At 56.3% G+C, this 25,551-nt stretch carries 20 protein-coding genes and 3 pseudogenes; 19 read left to right on the forward strand and 4 right to left on the reverse strand.

Features of this window, described 5'->3' with window-relative positions; genetic code table 11:
* Positions 1 to 211 precede the first annotated feature (211 nt).
* The 4 genes from OMP38_RS23280 (at position 212) to OMP38_RS23295 (ending at position 2,574) form a co-directional block, all read left to right on the forward strand.
* Positions 212 to 634 (forward strand): response regulator, encoded by a 423-nt coding sequence (locus OMP38_RS23280; protein ID WP_277567214.1) that lies wholly within the window; start codon positions 212 to 214, stop codon positions 632 to 634.
* A complete protein-coding gene (locus tag OMP38_RS23285; RefSeq protein WP_277567215.1) occupies positions 631 to 1,371 on the forward strand; it encodes a histidine kinase dimerization/phospho-acceptor domain-containing protein in 741 nt (246 codons plus the stop codon). Before OMP38_RS23280 ends, OMP38_RS23285 begins: the two co-directional genes overlap by 4 nt.
* The gene (locus OMP38_RS36665) at positions 1,328 to 1,831 is read left to right on the forward strand and encodes an ATP-binding protein (RefSeq protein WP_277567635.1); all 504 of its coding nucleotides are present in this window, start codon (positions 1,328 to 1,330) and stop codon (positions 1,829 to 1,831) included. Before OMP38_RS23285 ends, OMP38_RS36665 begins: the two co-directional genes overlap by 44 nt.
* Before the next feature lie 407 nt (positions 1,832 to 2,238).
* Positions 2,239 to 2,574: a DUF6176 family protein gene (locus OMP38_RS23295; protein ID WP_277567216.1), complete on the forward strand. Its 336-nt coding sequence runs from the start codon at positions 2,239 to 2,241 to the stop codon at positions 2,572 to 2,574.
* A 95-nt stretch (positions 2,575 to 2,669) separates the two neighbouring features.
* Here the strand turns inward: OMP38_RS23295 and OMP38_RS23300 are convergent, their stop codons facing one another.
* Positions 2,670 to 3,347 (reverse strand): helix-turn-helix domain-containing protein, encoded by a 678-nt coding sequence (locus OMP38_RS23300; protein WP_277567217.1) that lies wholly within the window; start codon positions 3,345 to 3,347, stop codon positions 2,670 to 2,672.
* Between the two features lie 454 nt (positions 3,348 to 3,801).
* On the opposite strand from OMP38_RS23300, the gene OMP38_RS23305 reads away from it, so the two are divergent.
* Complete coding sequence (locus tag OMP38_RS23305) at positions 3,802 to 4,974, forward strand: glycosyl hydrolase family 28 protein (protein ID WP_277567218.1); 1,173 nt, start codon at positions 3,802 to 3,804, stop codon at positions 4,972 to 4,974.
* Positions 4,952 to 6,478 (forward strand): 3-keto-alpha-glucoside-1,2-lyase-like domain-containing protein, encoded by a 1,527-nt coding sequence (locus OMP38_RS23310; RefSeq protein WP_277567219.1) that lies wholly within the window; start codon positions 4,952 to 4,954, stop codon positions 6,476 to 6,478. Before OMP38_RS23305 ends, OMP38_RS23310 begins: the two co-directional genes overlap by 23 nt.
* 126 nt (positions 6,479 to 6,604) lie before the next feature.
* On the opposite strand, the gene OMP38_RS23315 is transcribed toward OMP38_RS23310, so the two are convergent.
* Both OMP38_RS23315 and OMP38_RS23320 read right to left on the reverse strand, forming a co-directional pair.
* Positions 6,605 to 7,171 (reverse strand): undecaprenyl-diphosphatase, encoded by a 567-nt coding sequence (locus OMP38_RS23315; RefSeq protein ID WP_277567220.1) that lies wholly within the window; start codon positions 7,169 to 7,171, stop codon positions 6,605 to 6,607.
* Positions 7,172 to 7,210: 39 nt separating this feature from the next.
* Positions 7,211 to 8,080, reverse strand: coding sequence for an alkaline phosphatase family protein (locus tag OMP38_RS23320; protein WP_277567221.1), 870 nt, complete (start codon positions 8,078 to 8,080; stop codon positions 7,211 to 7,213).
* A gap of 199 nt (positions 8,081 to 8,279) precedes the next feature.
* Between OMP38_RS23320 and OMP38_RS23325 the strand changes: the two genes are divergently transcribed.
* The 6 genes and pseudogenes from OMP38_RS23325 to OMP38_RS23350 all read left to right on the forward strand — a co-directional run.
* The gene (locus OMP38_RS23325; protein WP_277567222.1) at positions 8,280 to 9,752 is read left to right on the forward strand and encodes a sensor histidine kinase; all 1,473 of its coding nucleotides are present in this window, start codon (positions 8,280 to 8,282) and stop codon (positions 9,750 to 9,752) included.
* A complete protein-coding gene (locus OMP38_RS23330; protein ID WP_277567223.1) occupies positions 9,739 to 10,434 on the forward strand; it encodes a response regulator transcription factor in 696 nt (231 codons plus the stop codon). Before OMP38_RS23325 ends, OMP38_RS23330 begins: the two co-directional genes overlap by 14 nt.
* Before the next feature lie 102 nt (positions 10,435 to 10,536).
* Positions 10,537 to 10,893 carry a glycosyltransferase family protein gene (locus OMP38_RS23335; protein ID WP_277567224.1) on the forward strand — a complete coding sequence of 119 codons (357 nt, stop codon included), beginning with the start codon at positions 10,537 to 10,539 and terminating at the stop codon, positions 10,891 to 10,893.
* A gap of 67 nt (positions 10,894 to 10,960) precedes the next feature.
* Positions 10,961 to 11,087: pseudogene (locus tag OMP38_RS36185) on the forward strand (diglucosyl diacylglycerol synthase); the annotation flags it as partial.
* Positions 11,088 to 11,288: 201 nt separating this feature from the next.
* Positions 11,289 to 12,482, forward strand: a complete 1,194-nt coding sequence (locus OMP38_RS23345) for an MFS transporter (RefSeq protein WP_277567226.1) — start codon at positions 11,289 to 11,291, stop codon at positions 12,480 to 12,482.
* A gap of 559 nt (positions 12,483 to 13,041) precedes the next feature.
* Positions 13,042 to 13,774, forward strand: a pseudogene (locus OMP38_RS23350) (COG4705 family protein); the annotation flags it as partial.
* A gap of 665 nt (positions 13,775 to 14,439) precedes the next feature.
* Here OMP38_RS23350 and OMP38_RS23355 read toward each other — a convergent pair.
* Positions 14,440 to 15,297, reverse strand: a complete 858-nt coding sequence (locus OMP38_RS23355; RefSeq protein WP_277567227.1) for a helix-turn-helix transcriptional regulator — start codon at positions 15,295 to 15,297, stop codon at positions 14,440 to 14,442.
* A 195-nt stretch (positions 15,298 to 15,492) separates the two neighbouring features.
* Here OMP38_RS23355 and OMP38_RS23360 point away from each other — a divergent pair, with 195 nt between their 5' ends.
* The 7 genes and pseudogenes from OMP38_RS23360 (at position 15,493) to OMP38_RS23390 (ending at position 25,540) form a co-directional block, all read left to right on the forward strand.
* Positions 15,493 to 17,388: a beta-L-arabinofuranosidase domain-containing protein gene (locus tag OMP38_RS23360; protein ID WP_277567228.1), complete on the forward strand. Its 1,896-nt coding sequence runs from the start codon at positions 15,493 to 15,495 to the stop codon at positions 17,386 to 17,388.
* A 161-nt stretch (positions 17,389 to 17,549) separates the two neighbouring features.
* Positions 17,550 to 18,470: an aldose epimerase family protein gene (locus OMP38_RS23365; RefSeq protein WP_277567229.1), complete on the forward strand. Its 921-nt coding sequence runs from the start codon at positions 17,550 to 17,552 to the stop codon at positions 18,468 to 18,470.
* 142 nt (positions 18,471 to 18,612) lie between these two features.
* Entirely contained in the window at positions 18,613 to 20,259 is a 1,647-nt protein-coding gene (locus tag OMP38_RS23370; protein WP_277567230.1) for a response regulator, read from the forward strand.
* Between the two features lie 54 nt (positions 20,260 to 20,313).
* Positions 20,314 to 22,071, forward strand: a complete 1,758-nt coding sequence (locus OMP38_RS23375) for a cache domain-containing sensor histidine kinase (RefSeq protein ID WP_277567231.1) — start codon at positions 20,314 to 20,316, stop codon at positions 22,069 to 22,071.
* A gap of 49 nt (positions 22,072 to 22,120) precedes the next feature.
* The gene (locus OMP38_RS23380; RefSeq protein ID WP_277567232.1) at positions 22,121 to 23,023 is read left to right on the forward strand and encodes an ABC transporter permease; all 903 of its coding nucleotides are present in this window, start codon (positions 22,121 to 22,123) and stop codon (positions 23,021 to 23,023) included.
* Positions 23,017 to 23,878: pseudogene (locus tag OMP38_RS23385) on the forward strand (carbohydrate ABC transporter permease). The gene OMP38_RS23380 and the pseudogene OMP38_RS23385 overlap by 7 nt, the downstream one beginning before the upstream one ends.
* A gap of 72 nt (positions 23,879 to 23,950) precedes the next feature.
* Positions 23,951 to 25,540, forward strand: coding sequence for an extracellular solute-binding protein (locus OMP38_RS23390; protein WP_277567233.1), 1,590 nt, complete (start codon positions 23,951 to 23,953; stop codon positions 25,538 to 25,540).
* Positions 25,541 to 25,551 lie beyond the last annotated feature (11 nt).

Consider the following 25,551-nt stretch of genomic DNA (forward strand, 5'->3'; position numbering starts at 1 on the left):
ATTAATTACACAATTCTTTTCGATCTTAAATAAATATCGCATTGAACCTATATTCTTAACCCCGTATAATATGGAGATGGGAATTAATTCTACAAAGGCGCTAGCACGCACTTTTAGAATAAACACTTGAACCGTCTATCGCTCCAAAGATGAAGGAGCGCGGTATTCGTACAAATGGAATATCCAATACATAGCAGGGGGAGGGGAACAGGTGGAAAGGGATTCTTTCGAGAACATTCTGTTCGTCGGCGGCCAATCGGAGCATTCGCGTGCGATCGAAGCCGCTCTCGACGGGGCATCGTACCGTTTCGTCCGCGCACGCTCCTGGACCGAAGCGCTGCGTTGTTTGCTGCGCGAGGAGATCGCCGTCATCCTGATTGACGTTCAAATGTCCGGGATGAATGGCGGCGAGGCGGCCGACCATATGAAGTCACATAGCAGCCTTGAACATATTCCGGTCGTCTTCATCTCGGGAACCGCGGATGCCGGCGGTTTTGCGACAGGCTGCTCCTTGGGCGCCATCGATTTTTTCATGAAGCCGATCATTCCGAAGGAGCTCAAACCCAGGATTCAGGGCTTGATATGTCTGCACGATGCCCGGAAAAAAGGAGCGCGGTGGAGCTTGAGCGCATGAACCGGCTGCGCGCGCGCGAGGGGGAGCGGCCTGCGAAGCCAGAATCGCAGGCACGCGTCGTGACGGATACCTCGATCGATGCCATGCTGGTGCTCGATGCGTCGGGCGTCATTCTCGAAGCGAATCCCGCTTCAGCGCGCATGTTCGGGTACGACAAAGGGGAACTGAACGGCCTGAATGTATCGCTGCTCCTCCCCTCCGCCGTCGGCGCGGACGAACCTTTGGCTCCTCCGTTCGGCAAGCTGTTGGGGGTAGAGTCGCGTCGCAAGAACGGCACATCCTTTCCGGCTGAGATCCATTGGGGCAGCGACGCGGACCAATCCGGGCTGCTGGCCTGCACCGTGCGGGATATAACGAGCCGCAAACAAGCGGAGCGGTCGTTGATCGAGGCGAAGGAAGCGGCCGAGCGTACTTCCCGGGCGAGAATGGAATTTTTAACGTATATGAGCCACGAGGTGCGCACGCCGCTGAACGGCGTCATCGGCGTGCTCGATCTGCTGCGGGAATCCGGTCTGACGTCCGAACAATCCGAGCTGGCCGAGGTCATGGCTAATAACGGGGATATGCTTATGCAAATCGTCAACGACGTCCTGGATTTGTCCCGCATCGAAGCCGGCCGAATGGAGCTGGAACAAGAGCTCTTTTTGCTGGGGGGACTGTCTGGCTCAGGTCGGGAAGCTGTTCACGGCCCCAATACGAGAAAAACGGCTCGCCTATACGGTTGCCGTCGAGCCTGACGTTCCCAAGCTTCTTCGAGGGGACCGGAATCGTCTGCAGCAAATTCTCATCAATTTGATCGGCAATGCGGTAAAATTCACGGAGAAGGGCGGCATCGGCATCCGGGTGGGCCTGCTCGAAGAGACCGACGACCGGATCGCGCTCGAGTTCGTCGTGAAGGATACCGGCATCGGCATTCCTGCAAGCGAGATCGATCGGCTGTTTTTGCCGTTCTCGCAAGCGGACGTCTCGACCCCCCCGCAAGTACGGCGGCAGCGGATTAGGGCTGTCGATCTGCAAAACGTTGTGCGAGCTCATGGAAGGAAGCATCCGCGTAGAACCGTCCGGCGAACCCGGCACGGTTTTCGTTTTTTCGGTGCGGGTCGGCAAGCACGATTCAAAGGTCTCGTAGAGACCAACGCCGCGGAGAGCATCGTTGTGCCGCGTCGGAACGACGCTCTCACATTTGCTCCTGATTGATAGAACGACCGCCAAGCCTACGGCCGGCTGACGCTTGCAGATAGAACGCGATGCCCGGACCGCGCGTACGCTTCCGGGCGAGGATTCGGGGCCGACGTTCCGTGCAACTTCGGCAGGTGAACTTATTGGTTTGTAGACGACGTCCCTAAAAAAGGTTGAATAGCGGCTTTGCGATAAGAAAAAGTGCGCTCGGAAATAGGTAAATTTTTTATTCAAAGATTAGCGGGCTATACGTATTAGACAACGGCGGACTCCGATTGAATCGTTAATGACGAGATCGATCGGCGCGTGGCGCCGGTCGCCGCACCTCGGTTTCATCTCGCAGGGGAAAGGTTAATTCTAGAAATAAATACACCAGATTGACCTCGTTCAACCGCTCGCCATTCCTAAAGAGAGGTGGGATTCACGTGGAAGTCCAATGTCTGAAAGTAAAAATCAAGCCGGGAATGACCCAGGAATTTATAGATTTCGTTAAAGATATGCAGGTAAACAAAATGGATTTCGTCTACGAGACGATGAGAAGCGAAAATATCGTGGTCGAGTCGATTTTCCTGGAGAAGGGCGAAGAAGCGGATCATATCATTTTCTATACGAGGAGCAATCCTGCCGACGAAGCGATAGAGGAAGGGCCGGATCGCGGCAGCGCGATCCCCGTCGATACGGAATCGATCGAGATGCTTCAGAAAACGTGGGACAGCGTCCAGTCGCTCGAAGTTCTGTTCGACGCGGGCCGGCTTCCCTGATAGATCGCCGATTCAAAAAGAGGCTGTCCCGCAGTCGCGAAGCCGACCGGGGGCAACCTCTTGATATCAGAGCAGTGCGCCGGGTTAAGGCCGGTTCAAGGTCTGCCTACGGGATGATAGTACATAAGTTCATACAGATCTTCTTCCGAGATCGGCTCCGTCCGTTCTTCCGGACCGAGCATAAGCGCGATTCGTCCCGTCGGATGCAGCTGCAGCGTGTTCTCGATGAACCGCAGATGCGAGTCGCTGTCCGTTTGAGGCTTGTGCACGAGAAAAATCGTGGGGATGCGAATCGTGCGATGGGGCCGGTTTTTCTTCTTGTCGCCGAGCGCCTGGGCCGTTCTGGTATCCGAAAATACGAGCCCTAAATCCTGCAACAGTCTTGACGTACCTCTAGGCGTGTAGGTTTGGTTGAACTCGCGCTCGATCAAAGCCGATACGAGCTTAAGCGTCCACCTGGCCTGCTCGGCAAGCGCGAGTTCGCTGGGCCGCTTGGACGTAATCAGCTGGATCAAGCGGGTCTCCTGCTCTGCCGTGAGTTTGCGAGGCGCCCCGGGCGAGCTTCCGATGGACAGTCCCTCCAGGCCGGATTGCTCGTACGAGCGGATATACGTGTATATCGTCTTCTCGCTAAGCTGGGAAACGCCTTGAATATCTTTGACCGAATATCCGCTCTTGTACATAAAAACGGCCTGATACCTTTGAAACATTCGTTTGTCCTGCGTATCCTTCATCGCCTGGAGAAGAAGCACGTCTTCTTCGTTGCGCTTCACGGCCAACACCTCCTTTCTCCTGCCAGGGAAAATAAGCATAGGATAATTACCCCGTACGGTTCGGAATAAACCCGTCTTCTCCGCTTCCTGAGCGCATCATTTTCTTTATTTTATCACAAAAAAGTCGTCAATTGACTAAAGCATGGAATGCGGGCGGACGAAAGAAGTTTCCGTTCTTCATCTGCACGCGGATTTTCTACTGGCAATCGCGATTTTGCTCCGATTAATGTTCATGAATGCCTGAAAAGTGAATAAGTGTCCCTGGAGAGTGGTCCTGCCACTCTCCTTTCTTTTGGGGATGATATTATAATTCGTTTTGTCAGGGAAAAGTTTGAATGGAGGGGGGCTTAATCGTCGAAGCAGGTTGTTTTTTTCCAATAAGCATTAGCGCTTTCGAAAAAAGCGAATGAATCTTTTTAAGGAGGTATTTATGTTCACTATTAGAAGAAAAGCAATGAGTTTGTTGGCCGTGCTTGCCCTCCTATTCGCAGGATTTCTCCCCCGTGCCGCTGATGCGAACGAGAGCGCGGACGCCGCTCCGGCATCGTCGGCGGAAGCCGTTGCCGTGCCGGCCACGATCCAAAATTATCCCATGCCGTCCATCTACACCGCATCTAGCATATATTCACTGAAGGCGGACAGCCAAGAGGTACCCGTCATCAGCTACAAGGACGACTACGATTACGCGCAGTTTTCATTTGCCGGCACGGTCAGCATTGAAGTGACCGCCGATGTGCCGATCACCTCTTTCTCCATCAGTCCGATGGCCAAAAACATCGAGGGGACGGCGAGCGGAAACAAGCTGACCTTTACGCTTTCTTCCTCCACCTACGTCATCGTCAAAATCAATGATCTGAAGAAGAAAATCGTCATCGCGGCGGATCCGTTAGAGACGGACATTCCTCCGTCCTCGGGCGCCGGGATTTACAATGTAACCCAAGCGCCGTACAACGCGGATAAAACGGGGACATTGATGGCATCGGGCGCGATTCAACAGGCGATCGACGACGCCAATCAAGCCGGCGGCGGCATCGTTTTCGTTCCGGCCGGCGTCTATAAGAGCGGGAACTTGACCTTAAAAAGCAATGTAACCTTTTACCTGGCCGGCGGCGCCGTCATTGTCGGTACGGGCAAGGGAGAAGACTACGCGATCGATTTTCGGAAGGATTCGCGGAATGCGGACGGTACGTATTTCATTCGTACTGCCGTAAACTCCAGCAATATCACCATACGGGGTCGCGGAACGATAGACGGCAACGGCATTGCGATGCGGGAGCGGATCATGCCGGCGCCGAATAAAAGCGAAGGCTTCCTGAATAACCTGCTGGTCCCGCTCGCTACCACCAATTTTACCTTCGACGGTTTAATCCTGCGGGATGCCGGCTTCTGGTCCTTCATGGTCGTACGTTCCGACCACGTGACGATCAAAAATCTTAAAGGCTTTCAGGATTTGTACAAAATCGAGGATGACGTGATCGATATCAACGAAAGTCAGCACGTGCTTGTGAAGCATGCGGTCGCCATCTCGGATGACGACAACTATTCGACGAAAACCTGGCTGCAGACGGGGATGTCCAAAAGGGTGGCCGGACGCGCTAGAGCATTTGGAAGATGTCGTATTCGATGATGCGCTTGCATGGACGAGAGCCGCGGCTTTTAAGGTCGGGATGGACGTAGCGCAGCCGCAGATCGGGGTGACTTTCAAAAATTCGTACGTCTATCAAAGCGACCGGGCGCTGCTGATCGAACATGGTTACCAATACAATACGCTCCCCGAGGAAGGCTACGCTCAAAATATTACGTTCGAGAATATCGACGTCGAGCGCGTCGAGATCAATCAATTCGGAAACTATTGGCTGGGAGTGTCGGCCAGCACGTCCGGCGATGTCAGCAACGTATTATTGAAAAATATTAATCTCCGCCAGCTTGGCGGCAATTCATCCCGAATTTCCGGAAATGCGACGAAGGGCGGAATGGTCAACGGTGTCGCGTTTTCGGATGTATACGTGAAAGGCAAGCTCGCGACAAGCCTAAGCGACCTGAAAATGAACGTCAACAGCAATGTAAACGATGTCGTCTTTGCCAATTCCAAGCTGTTGTTCGACGATAACTTCGAAGACGGAGATATGGCGGGATGGACGTCCGTCTCGGGCGGCTGGTACGTACCGACGGTCGGCGCGAATAACGTGCTGTCCAGCGGGAGCCGGACCGTCACCTCCCTGACTACCGCAAATGCCGGCGGCTCATGGACGGATTATGCGTATGAGGCCAAGACGAGAATGGGCATCGCCGATGCCAATGCCGGCATCGCGTTCAGGGTACAGGATGCTTACAATTATTATATGTATCGAATCAATTCGTCGAATCAGAAGCTGGAGTTATACAAATCCGTCAACGGGCAAATGACGCTGGCGGCCAGCACGCCGTTCACGGCCGTCGAGAAGCAGTGGTATACCATGAAGGCGGTCGTGCAAGGAAACCGGATTTCCTGTTATGTGGACGGACAATTGAAGATGGAATGGACCAATCCCGCAGCGGAGTTGAAAACGGGAGGCATCGGATTCCGCACCACTTCGGCGGGCGTCCATTTCGACGATGCCAAGGTTTCCCCGATCATCCGTTTCAGCGACGATTTTGAAGACGGTAACACGACGGGGTGGACGGCTGCTTCCGGTTCATGGAGCGTGTCGTCAGACGGCTTAAAAGTGTTGACTCAGCACAGTTGGACCGCTGCTTTAATGACCGTCGGCGATTCATGGACGGATTATTCGTACGAAGCTAGCGTGAAAATGCCCGTCGCCGATGCCAATGCCGGCATTCTTTTCCGGGTTCAGGATACGAATAATTATTATATGTATCGAATCAACGCCTCGAATCAAAAGCTGGAGTTGTACAAGTCCGTGAGCGGGCAGTTGACCTTGGTTTCGAGCACCCCGTTCGCGGCGCAGGCGAACCAGTGGTACGCGATCAAGGCTTCCGTTAAAGGCAATGCCGTAAAAGGGTATGTGGATGGCGCATTAAAGACGGAATGGACCAATCCTGTCGCGGAATTGACGGCGGGGAAGGTCGGATTCAGAACCACCTCGGCAGACGTATCCTTCGATGACGCATTTGTTCTATCTTCCAACTAATGTCGGCTTGAGCGCATAACGGAGCTGTCCCCAAGGCCTGTAGGCTGCGGGGACGGTTCCGTTTTTTGGGGGGGGGGGGGGATCGCATCGTTGTTGGCTTCACTGCAAGCGCATCCGCTCATCCGCTTATCGGCGTACCGCAAGCCTGCGCGCTTTGCCGTAGATCCGAATCAAACGCTCCGGAATCGGGTCCAGACGGTCGCGGAGCAGGTGGACCGCGAAGGCGGCGACAGCGGACAGAACGGCCGCTCCCGCGATATCCGCCGGATAGTGAACCCCGACGTACACCCGGCTAAAGCCGGTAACGACCGCAAGAACGAGCAGCAGCATTCCGATTCTTCGCTTGACGAGGAGCACGCTGAACGCGATCGAAAACGCGAGCATCGCATGGTCGCTCGGGAACGAGTAGTCCGCGGCGTGCGCGACCAGTTGATGAACCTGGTGCGTGGCGAACGGCCTTGGATGCTGGACGGCGGGGGAAATGACGAGCGAGCCGATCAGCATGGCGGCACAGGCGGTGACCGCCGCAAAAAAGACCGCCTTTTGATTTTGTTTTTTTCCCGTGAACCATAGAATGCCCAAAATGGCGATCATCGCGAAGACGATGTCCTGCGCGCAAAATTCCATGATATCGTCGATCCAATCGTAGCGATCCGCGAGTTGATTGATTAGCTGAAAGAGCCAGTAGTTCACTTAGATCATCCTTTCGGTCATAACGGCTGCGCCGGGTTTTTATTTCAGCACGGGCAAAGCCTTCGCTTGCTCGCTGAGGCCAAGAGAGGGAAGTCCGTACCAATCCTCGATGCTGCGAAGGACCGAATAGTGGTTCGTTTTGACCGTCACCTTCGTCTTTCTGACCATCGGACCGACCAATACGGTCGGGATTTGATTGCGGGCGCTGGTATCGTCTTCGTCCCAAGTGAGGATCAGCATGCTGTTGTGCGTCTTGGCCCATTGCACGTACCCGTCCAGGTTCGACTTCAGCCACTTGTCCGCGTCGCGAATCGTTCCGTCGTGAATATCGTGCGCCAGATTCGGAATGACGAACGACACCGTCGGAAGCTTCGAATAGTCGCGTGGAAAGCCGGAGAAGGGCAGGTTGGCGCTGGAAGGCACGTTCGTGAAGTTCGTCCATGGATTGTGCTTTCGCGCATAACCGGTCTTTAAGTCGTAAGGTCCGTCGTACCCTTTTTTCGGAAGCCCTTCGGAGTATCCGGCAAACGTATAGTTGTGTTTCAACAGCTCGGATGCTAAATTGTCGGTAGCGAATTTTGTCCCAGGCACGTCGTCGCCTTTGACGCTCTGGCTGCTGCCCGAGAATAGATCCAAATAATTCGGCTGGCTTGGATGTCGGGTGGCAAAGTGGTTGACGAGACTCGCGCCCGTATTGAATAGTTCATTCATATAAGGTGCCGCCGGGTTGCCTATAATTTCTTGATACGAATGGTTCTCCTCGATGACGATCACGATATGGTCCGGTTTGGATTTTTGCGTTTGCTCCGTTTGCGTCGCGAAGCCGGCAGGGTGGGCGACAGCGACGGCGGCAGCGCCAACGGCGAGCGTAGACAAGAGCAATTTCGCGCGGCGTCCGATGAGACTCATGGGCTTCTCTCCGTTTCCTTTGCATGCAGGGCAGCGATCAGATTCCATCACTATAGGGGAAGAACATTAAAGAATTATTAAGCGGTTGAATTTATACCGGCGATCGGCCGCGAATAAATCGCTTAATCATTCGTTAATAAATGCGAAATCGCTTATTTAGATTTATGCCTTAAAGTGGAACGGAGAAGGGAGGGGACATATGTCGATCCGTTGGAAACTGCTTTGGTCTTACGCGGCGATGCTGATCATACCGCTATTGTTTCTCGTGCTGATTTCATCGCTGCTGCTTATCGTTTTCCGGGGCGACGCGCAGAACATCAAGGCCTTTTACGAATCCAAAATCGAAGGCATCGAGCAAAGCGACTACCATCGATTGGTCAAGCACACCTTTGCGGAAGATCCGGAGCTGCTGACGAACACCGCCTATTTGCGGGACCTGTCCGTCGAACTTGCTTCGCGACAAATTTCGATTTTCGTCCGTCAAGGGAACCAGGCCCTTTACGCTTCGACGGGAATCGCGGGCAATTCCGCCTTGACGTCGGATTTGCCGCCGTACGAGCATCTTGATTTTCACAAGGAATCGACGGTAAAAATAAACAATAACGAATGGTATCAGATCGTTCAGTACGATTTGAAGGCGGCCGACGACAAGCCGGTGACCTTGTTCCTGCTAACGAAAATCGATCCGCTCGTTCATTTTGCGAAAAGATGGTTCCCGATTCTTTTTACCGCCGCCATCGCCGCCTTGATCTTGACGAATATCGTCCTGACCTATTACATGTCGACCCGGATTATTCGGCCGCTCCTCGCGCTTCGCCTCGCCGCCGGCCGTTTTTCGGAGGGAGAGCTCGATGTCCCGATCGAAGTCGAAGGCAAAGACGAGATCGGACAGCTCGGGATCACGTTCGAGAAAATGCGGGTACGGTTAAAGGAATCGATCCTGCTGCAAATGCAATACGAAGAAAATCGCAAAGAACTCATCACGAATATTTCGCATGATCTCAAAACGCCGATAACCGCCATCAAAGGCTATGTGGACGGCATTATGGAAGGCATCGCCGATACCCGGGAAAAGCATGACAGATACATGAAAACCATCGCCTCCAAAGCGGACGAACTGGATAAACTGATCGACGAACTGTTCCTGTACTCCAAGCTGGACATGCAAAAGGTTCCCTTCCGCATGCAGCCGATGTCCGTTCGCGGCTTGCTAAGCGATTGGTCGGACGACCTTGGATTCGAACTCGAGAAAAACGGCGTGGCGCTCATGACCGACTTCGAAGTAGGGTCGTCCGTCCTCGTCCAGGTCGATCCGGATTCCTTCAAGCGCGTCCTGGGCAACGTCATCCAGAACAGCTTGAAGTACATGGACAAAGGAAGCCCGTTGATTCGGCTATCCGCCCGAACGGATAACGGTCACGTCGAGATCGCCATCGAGGACAACGGCAGCGGCATTCCGGCGGAGGCGATGCCCCACATTTTCGAGCAATTCTACCGGGCCGAATGGTCTCGCAACTCCCGTACGGGCGGCAGCGGGTTGGGATTGGCCATCGCCAAGCAGATCATGCTGGCTCACGACGGTGATATAAGGGCGGAGAGCGTGGAAGGGGAAGGGACGCGGGTGATTCTGACGATCCCGATCGACGGAGGTGGAGCGAATGTCATTGAATAAGACGATACTCATCGTAGAAGATGAACCGAGCATCGCCGAGCTGCAGAGAGATTATCTGGAGATGAGCGGGTACAAGACGGTTCTGGCCGATAACGGCGAAGCGGGGCTGCAGCTCGGCATGACCGGCCAGTTCGATCTGATCGTGCTGGATGTCATGTTGCCGAAGCTCAGCGGCTTCGAGGTATGCAAGGCGCTCAGAGAGGCGTCCGATGTCCCGATTCTGATGGTGACCGCGCGAAGGGAAGATATCGATGTCATCCGGGGATTGGGTCTCGGAGCGGACGACTATATCGGCAAGCCCTTCAAGCCGGCCGAGCTGGTGGCGCGCGTCAAGTCGCATCTGGCCCGCTATGACAGGCTGACGGGACGCAACGGAAGGACCGGCGATATGGAGATCGGCGAGCTGCGAATCAACGCGAATACCAGGCAGGCCTTCATCCGGGAGGAAGAGGTCTCGCTCACCGCGAAGGAATTCGATCTGCTGTACTTCCTCGCGCAGCATCCGAATCAGGTATTCAGCAAGGATCATCTGTTCGATCGTCTCTGGGGAATCTATGCCATAGGGGACACCCAGACGGTGACCGTCCACATCCGCAAGCTGCGGGAGAAAATCGAGAAGGATGCCTCGGCGCCCGTGTATATCGAAACCGTATGGGGCGCGGGCTATCGTTTCAGAATATGACCGATCGAAAAAACAAGGCTCCATCCGGCAAGCGGATGAAGCCTTGTTTTCGTTGTGCCGCTGTTTACATTTAGTTAAGAAACGCTTCAAGGAGCATGGGTGATGAAGGATCAGGCATTGACGATTCTCATTATATACGCCCGATTCGGAGACGGTCATTTTCAAGTATCGAAGGCGTTGGAACGGCAATTTGCCAAGCAAGGGCAAACGGGGATTCGAGAGGATCGCATCCACGTCACGGGCATTCCGATACGCCGGCAATTTGGCGGCGCTCGGCGCTCGCGGCCGGAGATTTGCCGAGAGAAGGGGTTGGACCCCGACCGGACGCACGTTCTCGTCATGATCGGCGCATTGACGGACCGGAAGAGGCTCATCGCAGAGCTGTTGACCCTGCCGGCGTCCGTCTCTCTGATTCTCGTCGCCGGACGCGATGCCAGGCTTTATCGCCGGTTAAATTAGACGCTATGGCGAAGAGCGGCGCGTGCGGGTGGTCGGTTTTATCGAAAACATGGAATCGTACTTGTCCGTCGCGTCGTGCATCGTGACCAAAGCCGGTGCGATCACGCTGACCGAAGCGATCGCGATGCAAGTGCCGGTCGTCGTATACCGTCCCATTCCGGGACAGGAGCAGGGGAACGCCGAATATTGGGAAGGCAGACATGCCTTGCGCACAGCCGGCGATGCCGCTTCCGCCAAGTCGTCGGTAGAGCGGCTCATCTCCGAGCGGTCTGACATGGAGGCCGGCGCCTTCGGGGACGCCTCGCAAGCCATCGTGAGTGAAGTCCTGAATGCCCACGCTTCCTATCGCGCTTCCCGGCGGACGGATACTATGATACAAGGCAGGCGAATCGCGCATGAAATTCATTAAACGAATTCAAAGCAGTCTGGCTTCCAGTTCATTCGACCGGCTTTATCTCGTCCTGTTTCTAATCGAATTCGCCCGGGGCGCGATCCTGGTTTCTTATCTGCCGGTCTACGCTGCGGACCGATTAGGCTTGGCCGTCTCCGCGATCGGCATGGCGGTCTCGATCCATTACTTGGTCGACAGCTTCGTGAAGCTGGGGATCGGCTTCCTCATGGACCGCATGTCGCAAAAATCGATCATCGTCTCGGGATTGGTGCTATGCATCCTCAGCCTGCTGCTGATGAATCACGCGCATTCTACGGGGCGGTTGCTGCTCTCGTCGGCGCTGCTCGGACTCGGCGGCTCGCCGTTATGGCTCGCATGCATCACCAGAATCGATCCGGGCCGTCGTTCGGAGCAAATGGGCATGTTGTACTTTTTCTGGCTGGCCGGGATGGGCGCCGGGCCGGTTGTCATCAACTTCGCGATCGGACTGGGCTACAAGACGGCCTTCACGGTCATTCTGATCCTGCTCGCGGCGGCCGTTCCGATCGCGCTGAGCTGCTCGTTTAGACGAGGAGCGGTCCGGCCGGTCTTGGGAATCGGAGCGCAATGCCTGGTCTTCGTGAGCCGCGCCAAATCGATGGGGATCGTGCTTCCGATCATGATCGTTCAGACGCTTGCGGGCGGGTTATTGCTGCCGGTGTTGTCCCGATTTGCCAAGAGCGGCATCGGTCTGACGCCCGCGCAACTGTCATTCGTCATCATATCCGGCGGTGCCGCAGCAGGACTGAGCCTCGTGCCGCTGGGCAAGCTGAACGACCGCTTATCGGGCAAGGGGCTTCTGACCGGCGGATTCAGCGTGATCGCATTCGCAATTTTTCTGCTTCCGTTCACCCGCCGTTTCCCGGAGGCCGAACTGTTGGCCATCCTGATCGGCATATCCTATGCAGCGCTGCTTCCGGCCTGGAACGCTTTGCTGGCGAGCTATGTGCCGGAAAATGCCCAAGGCGCAGGTTGGGGACTGATGTCGGCGGTAGAGGGGACCGGCGTGATCCTGGGACCTCTCGCAGGCGGATGGCTCGCCGAACGGTTTCAATTATCGGCGCCGATCTGGGGATGCGCCGCCTTGTTTGGACTGTGCGCCGCGCTATATATCGCTGGAGTCGGCAAGCGGCACCGCGCCGAGGTTCCTTCTTATTGATGGATTAATAAGAAAAGAGGCGATTTTTTGCAGCACTTGATGACCTGGATTACGGATAGCGCGCTTCATTTGATAGCCGCAATGGGCGGAAAATCGTAACGAACTACCAAACGGAGGAACCGTATATTCCGCAGAAACACTGCTTAAACCCCATGTAAGAAACGTTAGCGCCAAGCTGGAGTCGTTGGCCAGATTGGGCGTTCAAACCGGACGAGTCCGGATCCCTATATTTTCCTAAAGCATCCGGACTGTTCGGTTTTCTGAATTCCGATCAGGGCAAGATCAAGCAGCTGCTACATATTCTGATAGACAATGCGTTGAAATACAGCAATCGTGATGTAGAAATCCATGCGGATGCAAATTCCCTTGGAACTGTGAATACGTATTAAAATATCGCATCATAAATCCGGATTTCATAGTGGTCTCCCCGCATAAATGAAAATTAAATATCCAGTTAAGAATCTGTTTATTATTTTACTTTACTATAGACACGTAACAGGACACATGCTTGCATCCCGGAAAGGGGAAAACCTTATGGCTGTCAATCGGAATGAGTTAAAAAGGATGGCTAAGCAAAGTACCGGAAGTTACGATTTTCTTCTGGATTATCAAAGTATTGTGCACGACGGTAGGCGAGACTTTCTCGGATTTTTTTGAGCGTCAACGTGGGACTGGGATTAACTCTAACTACGATCATTATGGGCATTGCGTTTTTCGTGGTTCTGTTTCTTCAATTCAAAGCGACGAAATACGTTCCGGTCCTCTATTGGCTAACCGTTGTCCTGATCAGCGTATTCGGTACGCTGGTTACGGATAATTTGACGGACGCGATCGGCGTTCCGCTCGAAACCAGTACGATCGTTTTCAGCGGCTTATTGGCGCTGACATTACTATTGTGGTACCTGAGCGAAAAAACGCTCTCGATTCATTCGATCTTCACCTTGAAAAGGGAAGCTTTCTATTGGCTCACGATCCTGTTCACGTTCGCGCTCGGCACCGCGGTCGGCGATCTGTTCTCCGAACAACTTGGGCTAGGGTATTTGAAAACGGGTATCGCCGTCCTAGTCATTATCGCAATCATTATCGTTGCATGGAAACTCAAACTCAATGAGATATTAGCGTTTTGGATCGTATATATTCTCACTAGGCCACTCGGGGCATCTTTAGGGGATTATCTGTCGCAATCCAAAGTCAATGGCGGCCTTGCACTCGGCGCAACGATTACCAGCGTTATTTTTCTGGTCGCGATATTGGGAATTATCGTATTCCTGGCTTTAACAAAAGTCGATATCATCGCAAAAGGCGAAGAGGGCACCCCCAAATCGATTGATCAAAGTCCCAAAAACGTTTTTTTTGCAAACCGTCTCGGCCTTGATCGTGTTCGTCGTGATCGGTATAGGCGGGTATATGTGGTGCAATCAAAATATCGTACCGGAAATAGACGCTTCGCAAACAACGTTAAGCGGACAATTATCGAACTTTATCGCAATTGAAAACGAGATGCTTGATTCCGTTAAATCAAAGGACTTCGCTTCGACGAAATCAAACGCGAACAAATTGGAGCATGATTGGGATCAAGCGGAATCAAAGCTTAGAAAAATCGACCGCAAAACGTGGACGCAGATCGATGGAACGATCGACGAAGTTTTGGCGGCGACCCGCTCAAAACAACCTAACGCGGACAAATGCCAAAACGTGCTGGAAGATTCGCTTAGCGCGATGGACCAGGCCAACCAATAGTTTTAAGATCTCAATGAAAACCGGCAAGCCGTTCTCTCCTGGTTTCGACCGTGGTATTTAAACGCAAGCGTGCCGGTTCATTCGTTATATTCATTTGTCGTAACGCCTTAAGTGAATTATTCTGGGAAAGAAGGATAAGCGCATCTGCCTCCCGCGGCTTCGATTCCGGCGTCGCCCAGCCTCGGTCCGTCCGGATCGAGGCTTTTTCGCATCCCCGTTAGCCTTGCCGGAATCTCATCCGGAAGGACTTGGGCGTCGTGCCGACCTGCTTGCTGAAGCAGCGGACGAAATAGGGAAACGAGCCGAAGCCGGTCTCCTCGGCGATGCGGCCTACCGACTCGTTCGTATCGATGAGCAGCCTTTTGGCCTGTTCGACGCGATAGCGGGTCAAGTATTGGAGCGGCGTATAGCCGAAGGCTCGCTTCATGCAGAGGGACACGTAGTTGGCGTGGAAATGAAGCGTCTCGGACATCCATTTGTAGTTTAACGTTTCCCTGTAATTCCGGCGCAGGAAAGCCGCAGCCTCTTCGGCGATCGTCACGTAAGAATGGCGCTCGGGCATCGTCGCGTCTTCTTGCAGGCGCAGCAGCAGCTCCTGGAAGACGAGCTGCTGTCGCCATTGCGAAAACGAACCGGTGTCCGCCTGCAAAGCCAACAGCTGCCGCAGCCAGTCGTATGCGGCATCCTGCGACGACAGCGCCCCGGACCGCGGCAAATAAAACGCGAAGCGGTGGATCTCGTGCAGGACGTCTGCCGGGCGCAACTCGGCGGGAGCGGGCTCCCGTTCCGTCTCGTGCCAGCTGCCGAGCGTCTGGAAGTGGACCCAGAAGAAATGCGTTTCCTCCCGGCAGGGCGACGTCGACCGATGCGCGCGGTCCGGCCGGAGAAGGGCGAACGAGCCTGCCGGAATCTCGAGCGGTACCGACTCCTCGGCCATGTAGAGACAGCCGCGCGTCACGATCAGCAGGTCGAATACGCCGATGCCGGCGCGATCGGAATGCTGCCCCCCCGCAGGATACGCGTCTTCCCCGCAATAGATGAAATGCGGCAAGGGCGGAGAGATGAATTGGAACATTCGGCATCCTCCAGTGACGATGATATGAGCCGTTTATTTCGCTTATCTATCAGTATAAAGAAAAGGATCGGGCAAGTCTGCAAGAAGTCGAAATGAGGTTGCGATCGGATAATCATTGTGTGCGTTCGGCTATCGGCGGGCAGTGGAACCGCGTGCTATATTCGTAGATATTCCGAACACGCGAGGTGCGAGAAGATGACAACAAACGCAACGACCTATACGGCTTTCGAAGCATTGCCGCTCGGCGCGATCAAACCGCGCGAGTGGCTGCGCGATCAATTGCGCATTCAGGCGGACGGATTGACCGGGCATCTCGACGAGCATTGGGCGGACGTCGGCGACGACAACGGCTGGCTCGGGGGCAAGGGAGAGAGCTGGGAACGGGGACCGTACTACGTGGACGGGCTGCTCCCGCTGGCTTACCTGCTCCAGGACGAACGGCTGATCGCCAAAGCAAAGCGCTGGATCGAATGGACGCTCGCCAGTCAGCGGCAGGACGGCTCGTTCGGTCCGCAAATGAAGGAAATGGCGAGCGGCGTAGACAAAAATCATGACTGGTGGCCGTACATGGTCATGCTCAAGGTGATGACGCAATACGCGGAAGTCACCGAGGATCCGCGGGTCGTCCCGTTCATGACGTCGTTTTTCCGATATGCGCGCAAGACGATCCAAGATCGGCCGTTGCTCGAGTGGGCGGAAGCCCGCGGCATGGAGATGCTGCTGAGCATCCAGTGGTTGCATCGAAGGACGCAGGACGCCTTTCTGCTGGAGCTCGCCGAGATCGTGGCCGGGCAGACGACGGGCTGGACCGAAGTGTTCCACGACTTCCCGTTCTGGCGGAAGGTCGAGCAGTGGGATTTGAAGACGCACGTCGTTAACGTCGCGATGGGCGTCAAGGCGCCTGGCGTGCGCTACGAGCTAACCGGAGACGCGAGGGAAAAAGAGGCCGTACGGCGCGGCATCGACAGTCTGATGACTTACCATGGGCAGGCCCATGGCATGTTTTCGGGCGACGAATGGCTGTCCGGCACGCATCCAAGCCAAGGGGTCGAGTTGTGCGCCGTCGTGGAGTATATGTTCTCCATGGAGCAGCTCACGCGCGTGTTCGGGGAAGGCCGATTCGGCGACATTTTGGAGAAGGTGGCGTTTAACGCCCTTCCCGCGGCCATCTCCGGAGACTGGACGTCCCACCAGTACGATCAGCAGGTGAACCAGATGATGTGCAATGTCGCGCCGCGCGCCTGGAGCAACGACGCCGACGCGAACGTATTCGGGCTGGAGCCGCACTTCGGCTGCTGCACGGCGAATATGCACCAGGGGTGGCCGAAATTCGTCTCGCATCTGTGGATGGCCGATCGCGCGGGCGGGCTGGCGGCGGTATCGTACGCGCCTTGCGCGGTGCGGGCGGAAGTGGGGGCGCAGCGCGGCGCGGTAGCGGAGCTCGAAGTTTCCGGCAGTTACCCGTTCCGCGAATCGGTCGAGATCTCGCTCAAGCTGAGTAGCCCGGTTGCGTTCGGGATCTCGCTTCGCATGCCGGCGTGGTGCGCGAATCCGACGCTGACGGTGAACGGCGAGCGTATCGAACTCGAAGTGAAGGACGGCTATGCCACGGTGACGCGCCATTGGGAGAACGGCGACCGGTTGACGCTGAACTTGCCGATGACGGTAAAGACGGTCACTCGCAACTTGTATGCGGCAAGCGTCGAAAGAGGCCCGCTCGTCTATGCGCTGCCGGTCCAGGAAAACTGGCAGCTATTGACGAAGCGGGAAAAGTTCCATGATTGGGAGATCTACCCCGGTTCTCCATGGAAATACGGCTTGCTGTCCGGCAGTGAATTCGCGGTCGAAACGTCCGACGTCGCCTATCAACCGTTCATCGCAGGCCATTCGCCCGTCCGCCTGAAAGCGAAAGGGCAGCTGATCCGCGATTGGAAGATGGAGGGCAACAGCGCGGGCACGCCTCCGCTTCACCCGAACGCGGAGGGTCAGCCGATCGTGGATCTGGAGCTCGTGCCGTATGGCGGCGCCAAGCTGAGAATCGGAGAGTTTCCCGTGATCGGCCACCCGTTGGAGCCAAGGCGCCCGAAGTGAAGCAATCGCAAGGATCAGAATCCGAAAATCCTCCATCAAAAGCCGATTATCGTGAATTGGCGTGGGAGACGACCTGTCGTAAAGTGAAATGATAAAGGTCGTCGTATCGCAGTGCGGGTTATGGATTCCGCCGGCTGCGTGGAATGAGGAGGTTGGCGCCATTGGCAGACGTTCAAATTCGGTCCGCCGTCTATAAAAATCGCGAATCGTTGATCATGGAGACGGGGGAGATCCGCGTCGAGCTGATCCCGGGGCTTGGCGGGAAGGTCGTCTCCCTGCTGTACAAGCCGACTGGCAAGGAATGGCTCGTACAGTCCGACCTTCAGGCGCTGAAGCAGCCGGCTTACGGCTCAAACTTCGGAGATGCGGACATGAGCGGCTGGGACGAATGCTTCCCGACGATCGCGCCATGCGCAGCCGAGGCCGGAGGGGCGCTTATGCTTCCCGATCACGGCGAAGTATGGGCGCTTGCCTGGGACGCCGAAGTAAGCGAAGGCCGAATCGACTGCTCGGTCGGCGGCGTGGCGCTTCCGTACAGGCTGGGCAGGAGCCTTTATTTCACGTCTCCGGATACGCTTCGGATGGCATATCGCGCCGAAAACTTAGGGGAATCGCCGCTGCAGTTTCTCTGGGTGCCGCATCCGCAGTTCGCCGTGTCGGAGCCGACGCGCATCGAGCTGCCGCCGTCGGCGCAGGAGATGCTCTGCGTATTCGGCGGCGCTGCCCGGCAGGAGGGCCGAACGTACGCTTGGGCGGCTGAAGCGGACGTCGACGCTAGCCAGACAGGCGACGGACGCAAGTTCTACGCGCCGGGCAAGGTGTCCGAGGGACGGTGCGGACTGTTCTGCGAGCGAAGCGGGAACTGGCTGCGGATGGACTTCGACCCGCAGCGGGTTCCCTATATCGGCGTCTGGATCGACGAAGGCATGTTCAATCGCCAAAACGCCATCGCGCTTGAGCCGTCGATCGGCTACTACGATTCGCTGGACCGCGCGAGAGCGAACGGTACGGCGCAAACGATCCTGCCCGGACAAGCTTGCGAGTGGTCGTTGACGGTTTCATTCGGCGGAGGCGCAGCGTGACCGACGCCGTTTCATACATGCGAACGTCAAACGCAAACAGGACGAAGCGGACAATCCGCTTCGTCCTGTTTGCGTTTGCCATTTTACGCGAACCCGCGCATAAAAATAAAAACAAGAGAAAGGATGGGAGGTTTCGCGCGACATGACGATAAAACCGATCGGCGTATTGATCGTGGACGACGAATACCCGATCCGCGAGGAGCTGCGCGCGTTCCCGTGGGCAGCGTGCGACGCCGTGCTGATCGGCGAGGCGGAAAATGGCGAAGAGGCGCTGGCCCTCTGCGAAAAGCACGCGCCGGACATCGTCGTGACCGATATTACGATGCCGATTATGGACGGGTTGACCTTCATCCGCGAACTGCGCAAAAACCATCCCGTCACGCAGATTATCCTGCTGACCTGCCATAGCGATTTCGAATATGCGAGGAAAGCGATCGCGCTCGGCGCGTCGGATTATATCCTGAAGGTATCGCTTGACGAAGAAGAGCTGAAGCGGGCGCTGCAAAAAGCCAGGGAGACGCTGCTGCGCGATCGGGGGCACCTCGGCAGGGAGATTTTGTCCCGGAGGCTGAAGGCGGCAAGAAGACTGGAGACGCGGTTAAAGGAACATCGCGCCTTGCCCGGCAGAGAGCGCTTGCCCGTACAGGCTGACCGTACCGGCCTGTCCGCAAAGTCAGACCTCTCCGGCGAAGATTGGACGCTTTTGGGCTTCCCGGACGAGCACCAGCCCTTGCGATTCGTCCTCCTTCGACTGACGGCTCCGGAGGACGAGCTTCGGATCGCGCAAGACGCCACACTGGAGAGTCTGCTCGCGTACGAACGGCGTACGCCGACTTGCAAGGCATGGTTTCCGATGAGGGACGGCGAATACGCCGTTTGGTTATCGGAAGCCGAAGAGCCGGAGGAGGTTCGGCTGCGCTTGGAGCGACTGCTCGGCGCGCTGCTGGCCGAGGCAGAGAGCAGGGAAACGCCGTTGATCGAAGAGCAAGCAATCGCGCTGTCCGTGACGGTGGGCGGCTTGGCCCGAAGCCGTGCGGACGTATGGGCGCTTCTCGAGGCTGCATCCTGGTGGCGGGAGGCGGACTTTTACGACGACGCGCCGTCGCCGCGCATCAAGATGGGCCCGCCTAAGCCGCTTTCCGAACTGGAGCCCGCGCATCGGCGTCATCTGTCCGGCTTGCTTGGCCAAGCCGGGATGAACGCCGACCGGCTCATGAGGACGATGCAGGGAGACGTCGCGCCGTGGTGCGCCGAGCGCCGTTTTCGTCCCGCCGCCCTGAAGCGTTGGCTCGCTGCCTGGACCTCCGAGTGGCTGGCGCGTTCGCGACCGGGCCATTCCGATCCGGCTATCGAGCTCAGCGGCGCTTCGGACTGGGGCGAGCTGGAGTCGCGCTTTGCCGGCCTGGTGCGCTCGGCTCCCGAAGCCGGGCCGCGCCGCGAGATCGTCGAAGCGCGGAGCTGGATCCAGGCGCATCTTCAGGAACCGCTGTCGCTGCCGATCGTCGCCCAGCGCATCGGCCTCGGGCCGGCATATTTCGGCAGGCTGTTCAAGGAAGAGACCGGGGAGTCGGTGCATCAGCTCGTGCTTCGGCTTCGAATGGAAAAGGCGCTGAAGCTGCTGCGGGAGACCGACATGAAGGTGTATGAAGTCGCGGAGGCGGTGGGCATTCCGAACTACCGCTACTTTACGTCCACGTTCCGCAACTGGGCGGGAGCCGCGCCGACCGACGTGAAGCGCCTTGGCTACCAAGCCGAACGAAGCGGAGACGAGAGGGAGAACCGAACATGAAGCTCATCAGCCGGCTCGCCCATACGGGGATCGCCACGAAACAGTTTTTTTTATTTGTTTTTGGTCACGCTGCTTCTCTTTCTGCTGCTGGCGTGGAGCAACCTTAGCGAAGCGGAGGCGCTGCTCAAGGATCAGGTCACGAAGGACGCGGAGCTGCTCGTGGCGAGGACGAACCAATACATCGACGCGACGCTGGACAACGTCGAGAACATTTTGCTGCTGCTCTCGACGAGACAGGACCTGCTTGAAGACGGCAGCGAGACAGAGGTGGTTCACACGTTGCAGAGCTTTGCCGATTACAACAGCTCCGTCGTCAGGACGCTTTACTTCGTGAGGAGCGATGGCACCGTTTTCTCCAATACGCAGGTCAATTACGACATTATCGGCAATCCCCACCTGGAAGAGCTGTACGCGCAGGCGCTTGGCAACTATGGCTCGATTCAGGTGAGCGAGCCGTATATTTCCCCGCTGTCCGGCCGCACGCTCGCCTATATGATGCCGGTCAAAGACCGGAACAACGATGTCCAGGGCGTCATCATCGCCGAGCTGGGCCTGGATCTCCTCGTATCCCGCATCTCTCCGCTCATCTATCAAGCCTTCACGCTCTTGACCGCGAACGGGAACGTCATTAACCGCATGGAAGCGGGCGAGCGGCTTCTCCCGGTCGTGCCGGGAACCTATCCGCCGGAGCTGCTCCCCGAATTTACGGCCAAGCTGCCAGGCCTGAAAACCGGAGCGGACACCATGACCGTAAAAGGAGAACGGCTCATCGCGGTAAAGTCGGCAAAAAACCGGCTGGGCTGGTCGCTCATCGCGTTTATCCCCGAGGACAGCTTCTACAAGGACTTGCAGCCGCTCTACGGCAATTATCGCAATGCGACCATGCTCTGGATCGTTATTTTGCTGTTCAGCGCCTATATGCTGTCTCGGACGCTGACGCGGCCAATCCGCGGACTCGTGAACAAGATGGATCGGCTGCATGACTTCCAGGTCGTCTCCAAACTGCCCGAAAATCGCCGCGACGAGATCGGAAAGCTCGCGAGCAGCTTCAACGCGATGCTGGACCGGATCCAGCATCTGCTTCACGAGACGAAACGCGCGGAGGAAAAAAAGAAGGAATACGAGCTGAAGATGCTGCGCAGTCAAATCGCGCCGCACTTTTTGTACAATACGCTAGCTTGCATCAGCAGCATGGCCAAGCAGCAGAAGATCGAAGATGTCCGTCAGACGATACGGTCGCTGGTCGGCCTGCTCACCTTCAGCTTCGACAAGCAGGGCGAGTTCGTCGCGCTGGAGGAGGAGATCGAAGGACTCAGGATGTACATGCATATCCAGCAGGTTCGTTACGGCTCGAAGTACAATTGCCGGATCGAGATCAGGCCCGAGCTTCTGCAGTTGCGCGTATTGAAGCTGACGCTGCAGCCGCTCGTCGAAAACGCGTTGTTCCACGGTCTTGCGCCGAAGGGCGGAGGCAGCGTCGTCGTGACGGGATGCGTACATCACGGCAGGCTGCGCTTGTACGTTCGCGACGACGGCGTCGGCATGAGCCGAGGCGACATTCGGGATGTCTATCGCAAGCAGGCGGCCGAGCCCTCCAGGCACTCCTTTACCGGGATCGGCCTCGCGAACGTCCACGAACGCATTCGCATCCATTTCGGCGACCCTTACGGTTTGCGCATCGGGGGGACGAAAGGGCGTAGGCACCGTCGTTCGCGTCGAGCTGCCGCTCTCCCAACCGGTGTAAGGTTGGAAAATCGAACATTTTTACGGGAATTGCGCATAACGGGGATGGCCGAGTCTGTCATACACTGAATGCAGATAACGCTTACATCCAAGCCGAACTGCCTGAAAGGAGGAAAGTATGGCTCTCGCCGCCCTGCGCAAATACTGGCCCTTCTATGTCATGTTGTTGCCCGGCGTAATCTTTTATCTCGTCTTCCGGTACTTTCCGATGTACGGCATGGTCATCGCGTTCAAGGATTTCTCGATGATGGACGGCATCCTGCGCAGCCCTTGGGCGAATCCCTGGTACAAACATTTCGAAACGTTCTACCAGTCTCCCTATTTCGGAGAACTGCTGAGGAATACGCTGCTGATCAGCCTATACAAGCTCGTCTGGGGCACGATCCCGCCGATTCTGCTCGCCCTGCTGCTGAACGAGTGCCGGATCCGCTGGCTGCGCTCCATCGTGCAGACGCTGACCTATATGCCTCACTTTTTGTCCTGGGTGATCATCTTCGGCATCCTGATCGCGCTATTCTCGCAAAACGGCGGCATCGTGAACCGCTGGATCGTCGAAGCCGGCGGCAGCTCCTATCCGTTCCTGACGTCTACCGATACGTTTCGCAGCGTGCTCGTCGGCTCGGAGGTGTGGCAAAATCTCGGCTGGGGCGCCATCATCTATCTGGCCGCGATCGCGGGCATCGATCCGACGCTGTACGAAGCGGCGAGGGTGGACGGCGCGAGCCGGCTTCGGATGATCTGGCATATTACGATCCCCGGCATCCGCAGCGTCATCGTCCTGCTCTTTATTTTAAAGCTCGGGCATCTGCTCGACGCCGGCTTCGACCAGATTTACATTCTTTACAACATTCAGGTGTACCCGGTCGCCGATATATTGGACACCTGGGTGTACCGCACGGGCTTGCAGCAGCTGAATTTCAGCCTCGCCTCCGCCGTCGGGCTGTTTAAATCGCTGATCGGCATGGGACTCGTCCTGTTTGCCAACAACGTGGCCAAGAGATGGGGGGAAGGGATATGGTGAAAGGCCTGGAAGACCGGCTGTTCAACGTCCTCGTCTATGCCGTGCTCGTCTTTTGCGCACTCCTGGCCATCTTCCCGATCCTGTACGTCATCTCCGTGTCGATCACGCCTTTCGGCGAAGTGCTTCGCAACGGCGGGTTTATTCTCATCCCGAGGGACGTCACGTTTTCGGCTTACAAAACGCTGCTGACGCAGTCGAATTTGCCGCAGGCGTTCAAAGTCACCGTGCTGATCACCGTCGTCGGCACCGCGGTCAACCTGATCTTGACCGGACTGATGGCCTACCCGCTCAGCCGCAAAAACCTCCCCCGGACGCCGGATCTTTCTGCTCATGATCGTGTTCACGCTTATTTTCAGCGGCGGTCTCATTCCGACCTACCTGATCGTCAAGTCCGTCGGGTTAATCGATTCGATCTGGGCGATGATTTTGCCGAACGCGATATGGAGCTTCAACGTCCTGATCATGAAAAGCTTTTTCGAGGGCTTGCCCGAGGAGCTGTTCGAATCCGCCCGCATCGACGGGGCGAAGGAATTCCGCATCCTGTTTCAAATCGTGACGCCGCTGTCGGTTCCCGTGATCATGACGATCGGTTTATTTTATCTCGTCGGCCACTGGAACGAGTTTTTCCAGGCGATCTTCTACGTGACCGACCGGACGCTGTTCCCGCTGCAGGTCATCGTGCGCGAGATCTTGATGCAGAGCCAGCAGACGCTCGAAAATGCCGACAATATCACGCCTACGCAAACGCTGCAGATGGCCTCCGTCATGATCGCCAGCCTGCCGGTGCTCGTCGTTTATCCGTTTATCCAAAAGTACTTCACCAAAGGCATGCTGCTCGGTTCGATCAAAGGGTGATCCGGTCCGCGTCCGGCAGCGCGCCGGACGATTAGCGGCCGCTCCAATACAGCGATTTGAAAGGGGTTCGCCATGTCCTCGAAATCGATCAAACGGACTGCGCTTTTGTCGTCATTCGCATTGCTCGGCGCCGTCGTCTCAGGTTGCGGCAACGGAGGCGACAGCGAGGCCTCCTCGTCGCCTTCGAACTCGTCTTCAAGCTCGTCGTCCGCTTCGAAGCCTGCAAGCACGGAAGCCTCCACGCCCCAAGCCAGCGCCGATGCCGGCAAAAAGATCAAGCTGGAGGTCATCGAGACCGGCAACAATCTGTCGCCTCCGGACCAAGACATTATCAAGAAGGAACTGGACAAAGCGCTTAACGTCGACTTTAACCTGACCGTATACGCCTCCGGAGACGACTACAAAAACCAGTTGAACGTCCGGATGGCTTCCGGCAATTTCCCGGATTTGTTCGCGCTCGACCGGCAGCAGCTGATCGAATTTTCCAAGCAGGGCCTGCTGCTGGATTTGACGCCGTATATGGACCGGCTGAAGCAGGCGACCGATTTTATCGGCGAGGAAAACGTCAAGAAGGGGGCGGTCGGAGGGAAAATATTCGCGATCTCCAAAAGCTCGCAAATTCCGTACAATACGTACTTCATCCGCAAAGATTGGCTCGAAAACCTGAACTTGCAGGTACCGAAAACGATCGAGGATCTGAAAGCCGTCGCAACCGCCTTTACGAATGACGATCCGGACAAAAACGGCAAGAAGGATACGTTCGGTCTGACGGGGGCCGAGCTGAACGGGGCGTTCGCGCCTGTATTCGGCGCCTTCGGCGTCGGTTCGCCGGGTTCGATCTACGAGAAAGACGGAAAGCTGATGAACGCGCTGTACGACCCGGCTATGAAGGACGCGCTCGCCTTCATCAAGGAGATGATCGCGACGGGCTCCGTCGATCCGGAGCTGCTCGCCAATACGGCGCTGCAGCATCAGGAGAAGGCGTTCAAAGGGCAGGCCGGCATCGTCTGGATCGACTGGCCGAACATGACGAAGGAAAACATGATCGAACAGATCAAGGCGGTCAATCCGAAAGCGGAATGGATTCAAATGGAGCCGCCGGCCGGCCCGGCCGGGAAATTCGACGGATCCTGGGAAATCGGCAATACGCCCGGACGGTATGCGATCCCGAAGGCGCTCGAGAAGGATCCGGAGAAGCTGCAGCGCGTATTCGATCTGCTGAACTACGTGTCCGATCCGAAAGGCGGGTCGCTGCTCGTGCAGTTCGGCGTCGAAGGCACGCACTATACGAAGGAAGGCGACAAAATCGTCATGACGGATAAGGCGGGCGAAGTTGGCTATTCGTGGCTGTACCAGTTCACCGGCCGTCCCGAAATATCTTATTTGCAGACGAAATTCGTGCCGCAGGCCGCATTTATCAAGTTCGCGAACGATCAGCCGCGTATTCAAACGCTGAACGGGTTCGTCGATCTGCCGGAAGGCTACGTCGCCTCCGACGCGGACCGGTATATCAAGGAAGAGTTGGCGAAGTTCGCCTACGGGCAGCGGGACCTGGGCGAGTACGACAAGTTCCTGAAAACGCTCGAAACGACGATGAAGTATAAGCTGTTCATGGATGCGGCCGAGGCGCAGCTCACCGCGCTCGGCTATGGAAATAAATGAATAAGGGCGGA

The organism is Cohnella ginsengisoli (assembly GCF_029525555.1).
Classification (GTDB): domain Bacteria; phylum Bacillota; class Bacilli; order Paenibacillales; family Paenibacillaceae; genus Cohnella; species Cohnella ginsengisoli.